The sequence below is a fragment of the Heyndrickxia coagulans DSM 1 = ATCC 7050 genome (assembly GCF_000290615.1).
In the GTDB taxonomy this organism is placed as follows: Bacteria; Bacillota; Bacilli; order Bacillales; family Bacillaceae_C; genus Weizmannia; species Weizmannia coagulans.
This window is the reverse complement of the sequence record NZ_ALAS01000127.1, coordinates 1-3,059: the sequence shown is the minus strand read 5'-3', so window position 1 is coordinate 3,059 and position 3,059 is coordinate 1. Positions and strand designations below refer to the sequence as shown.

Annotated in this window: 1 protein-coding gene, 9 tRNA genes, 1 rRNA gene and 1 pseudogene; 10 read left to right on the top strand and 2 right to left on the bottom strand. The window is 44.1% G+C overall.

The window, feature by feature from the left end; all coding sequences use genetic code 11:
- The 10 genes from rrf to IC21_RS07045 all read left to right on the top strand — a co-directional run.
- A 5S ribosomal RNA gene (gene rrf, locus IC21_RS15845) occupies positions 1–99 on the top strand; the annotation flags it as partial.
- Between the two features lie 7 nt (positions 100–106).
- Positions 107–178: transfer RNA gene (locus IC21_RS07085), tRNA-Asn, on the top strand.
- 6 nt (positions 179–184) lie between these two features.
- A tRNA-Thr gene (locus tag IC21_RS07080) sits at positions 185–257 on the top strand.
- An 11-nt stretch (positions 258–268) separates the two neighbouring features.
- Positions 269–343: transfer RNA gene (locus IC21_RS07075), tRNA-Glu, on the top strand.
- A gap of 11 nt (positions 344–354) precedes the next feature.
- Positions 355–427 (top strand) — tRNA-Val (locus IC21_RS07070).
- Positions 428–434: 7 nt separating this feature from the next.
- Positions 435–510 (top strand) — tRNA-Thr (locus tag IC21_RS07065).
- 5 nt (positions 511–515) lie between these two features.
- Positions 516–600: transfer RNA gene (locus tag IC21_RS07060), tRNA-Tyr, on the top strand.
- Between the two features lie 64 nt (positions 601–664).
- A tRNA-Gln gene (locus IC21_RS07055) sits at positions 665–736 on the top strand.
- A 46-nt stretch (positions 737–782) separates the two neighbouring features.
- A tRNA-Lys gene (locus tag IC21_RS07050) sits at positions 783–855 on the top strand.
- A 40-nt stretch (positions 856–895) separates the two neighbouring features.
- Positions 896–967: transfer RNA gene (locus IC21_RS07045), tRNA-Gly, on the top strand.
- An 86-nt stretch (positions 968–1,053) separates the two neighbouring features.
- On the opposite strand, the gene IC21_RS07040 is transcribed toward IC21_RS07045, so the two are convergent.
- Together IC21_RS07040 and IC21_RS17595 are read right to left on the bottom strand one after the other, a co-directional pair.
- The gene (locus tag IC21_RS07040; protein ID WP_029142701.1) at positions 1,054–2,280 is read right to left on the bottom strand and encodes a tyrosine-type recombinase/integrase; all 1,227 of its coding nucleotides are present in this window, start codon (positions 2,278–2,280) and stop codon (positions 1,054–1,056) included.
- 104 nt (positions 2,281–2,384) lie between these two features.
- Positions 2,385–2,975, bottom strand: a pseudogene (locus tag IC21_RS17595) (thermonuclease family protein); the annotation flags it as partial.
- Positions 2,976–3,059 lie beyond the last annotated feature (84 nt).

Below are 3,059 nucleotides of genomic sequence, written 5' to 3'. Positions count from 1 at the left end.
AAAGGTCACACCCGAACACATCCCGAACTCGGAAGTTAAGCTTTCCAGCGCCGATGGTAGTTGGGGGTTTCCCCCTGCGAGAGTAGGACGCTGCCGGGCCCGATATTCCGCAGTAGCTCAGTGGTAGAGCAATCGGCTGTTAACCGATCGGTCGTAGGTTCGAATCCTACCTGCGGAGTCATATGCTTCCATAGCTCAGCAGGTAGAGCACTTCCATGGTAAGGAAGAGGTCATCGGTTCGAGCCCGATTGGAAGCTTATATTTTTTTGGCCCGTTGGTCAAGCGGTTAAGACACCGCCCTTTCACGGCGGTAACACGGGTTCGAATCCCGTACGGGTCACCATTTACATATTTGGAGGATTAGCTCAGCTGGGAGAGCGTCTGCCTTACAAGCAGAGGGTCGGCGGTTCGAGCCCGTCATCCTCCATTTGTATGCCGGTCTAGCTCAATTGGTAGAGCAACTGACTTGTAATCAGTAGGTTGGGGGTTCAAGTCCTCTGGCCGGCACCATTTACGGAGGGGTAGCGAAGTGGCTAAACGCGGCGGACTGTAAATCCGCTCCCTCAGGGTTCGGCGGTTCGAATCCGTCCCCCTCCACCACCTCATTTTTTGGGCATGCACTTTGGTGCATTTTTTTGGTGAGAGGGTTCATACTATAGATAATTGGGCCATAGCCAAGCGGTAAGGCAACGGACTTTGACTCCGTCATGCGTTGGTTCGAATCCAGCTGGCCCAGCCTTTTCTATTGAATTGGTTACGCCAATGGATATATAGATTTTTACGAGCCATTAGCTCAGTTGGTAGAGCATCTGACTTTTAATCAGAGGGTCGCAGGTTCGAATCCTGCATGGCTCACTCTTTTCTTTTTTTAAAATATGTGGTATTCTACAAATATGCGGAAGTAGTTTAGTGGTAGAACAACACCTTCCCAAGGTGTGGGTCGCGGGTTCGAGTCCCGTCTTCCGCTTAAAGTTTAAACGCTCAAACCTCTTGATATAAAAGGGTTTGAGCGTTTTTTGCTTTTCAATAAATTGTAGCTCACGGAAGCACAATTTATGACTTGTTGACGGATTGTTGACGGTTTGATTCTTTTTGGCTTTTTGACCGGAAAATAGTATCCAATTTTTCAGCTGCCGACTTATCCGCAGTTCGGAGCGCGTGGCCGTAAGTATCCATCGTAATACCGATATCAGCATGCCCAAGTCTTTCTGATATAATTTTAGCATGCACACCCTGGTTAATTAGAAGCGTAGCCGAAGTATGTCGCAGATCGTGCAGGCGGATATGCCTTACTCCAGCTTTTTTAACAAATCGGGACCACCATTTGCTTGGTGTCGTCGGATAAAGATGATGACCGTATTCGTTACAAAACAGCCATTGGTGTTCTTGCTCATATGCATCGCCCATTTTTTCCTTTTCTTTTTCAAGATACTTTACATAAAACTTTAGCTCATCCATAACGGTTTTAGGCAACGAGACAAGGCGTGCCGACTTTTTAGTTTTAGTTGACTTGATTTCGGGTTTATTATTTTCTCCCATTACAATGGTCTGGTCAATCTCAATTGTCTGCTCGTCAAAGTTTATTTTCGAGACTTCAAGCCCTAATAATTCGCCTTTCCGCAGCCCGCCGGCCAATGCGAGGGAAGTAAAGATACGCCAATGGATCGGCTCAGATTGTACAGCTAAAAAAAGTTGTTCCACTTCTTCCTCGTCATACACATTAACTTTGTGCATTTCCTCATCCTTATTTCGTGGCTTTTTCACACCGTCTACCGGATTGTTTTTTACCAGCTTCCATTCGTAAGCACGGCTCATGATGTTCCTTATCACCCGGTATGTATATTGTTTGACGTGGATTGAACTTTCCCCATTTCCATCGGTGCGCTTTAGATTATTCAAAAGGTTTACGATGTGTATTGTTTTGATTTGGTCTAGCCTAAGGTCACCAAGCACCGGTTCTATATGGTTTTTAAAGTTGCTCAGATAATTATTTAAAGTGCCACCTGACAGGGCTTCTTTTGCATATTTTTTCTCCCATTCCTTTACAAACTCAGATAGTACCATTTTTTCAGGCGCAATATATTCCCCGGCTTCCACTTCAATTTTAAATTTTGTCAGTTCATCATTTAAATACTCATTGAGTTTTTTCTTTTTCTTTAATAACTGCGGATCATTAACATGGATTGTTTTTGTTCTTTTTAGGCGTTTTCCCTTCGCACTATATCCAATCTCAACAACAAGTAGAAAAGAGTTTGCACCACGTTTTTGTATACTTGCCATATTCATTTACCTCCATTTTGTACAAAAAACTCATTGACATTGTACAGAAAATTAAGTACGTATGTTCTTCTTTAGTTCTAAAGAAAAGCCCCTCAGGGCCTTTCTTATCTTTCACATGCATAATTGTCGTGATCCCGGTCCATCTTTTCTTGATAAGCAGGGTGTCCTTTCGGCACTCCGTTTGGATATTTTTTTCTCAACTCGGTACAGTTTGCAAAAATTTCTGTGCCTCCGGAAGAAGTAGGGGCGCTCGTGGCCGATGAGCTTGAACCATTTGAAGATCCAGAATTCGTTGAATGGCTTGTTGTGCTGGAGTCACTGGAAGCCGTGCTTGTTCCACTTGATGTCTTTGCACAACCATTAAATCCAGAGTCCGTTACATATCCACTTTCTGACCATATGTTGAGATGATTGCTTTTAGCGGTATTTTCATCACTTTCATATTTGGACAGATACTTATACGGTGGGTTATAAATGTAAGCTACCCGGGCATATCCACCTTTCAGCAACTCCTCTTGGACTGATTTACCATTTACAAATACATATGCTAGTAACCGACCATATTTATCGTATTTGTCGCCATTCGTTTCAAATTCAAGAGTCAGCTTACCACTGTTAACCAGCTGCTTATTCTTGTTATAAGCACTAACTGCATACGGCTGTACGCAAGTACCAGGTTTCTTTTCCTCTGGTGTCCGCAGCCACCTTCAATGTCGGTTGTATGGCCAGTGGCAGTGACGGGGCAACTGTCTATCGGCCACCCACAATGCCACTGGCAT

What these genes read in the sequence shown, in the direction of transcription:
- IC21_RS07040 (WP_029142701.1), bottom strand. Translation starts at nt 2,280, where the DNA reads ATGGCAAGTATACAAAAACGTGGTGCAAACTCTTTTCTACTTGTTGTT.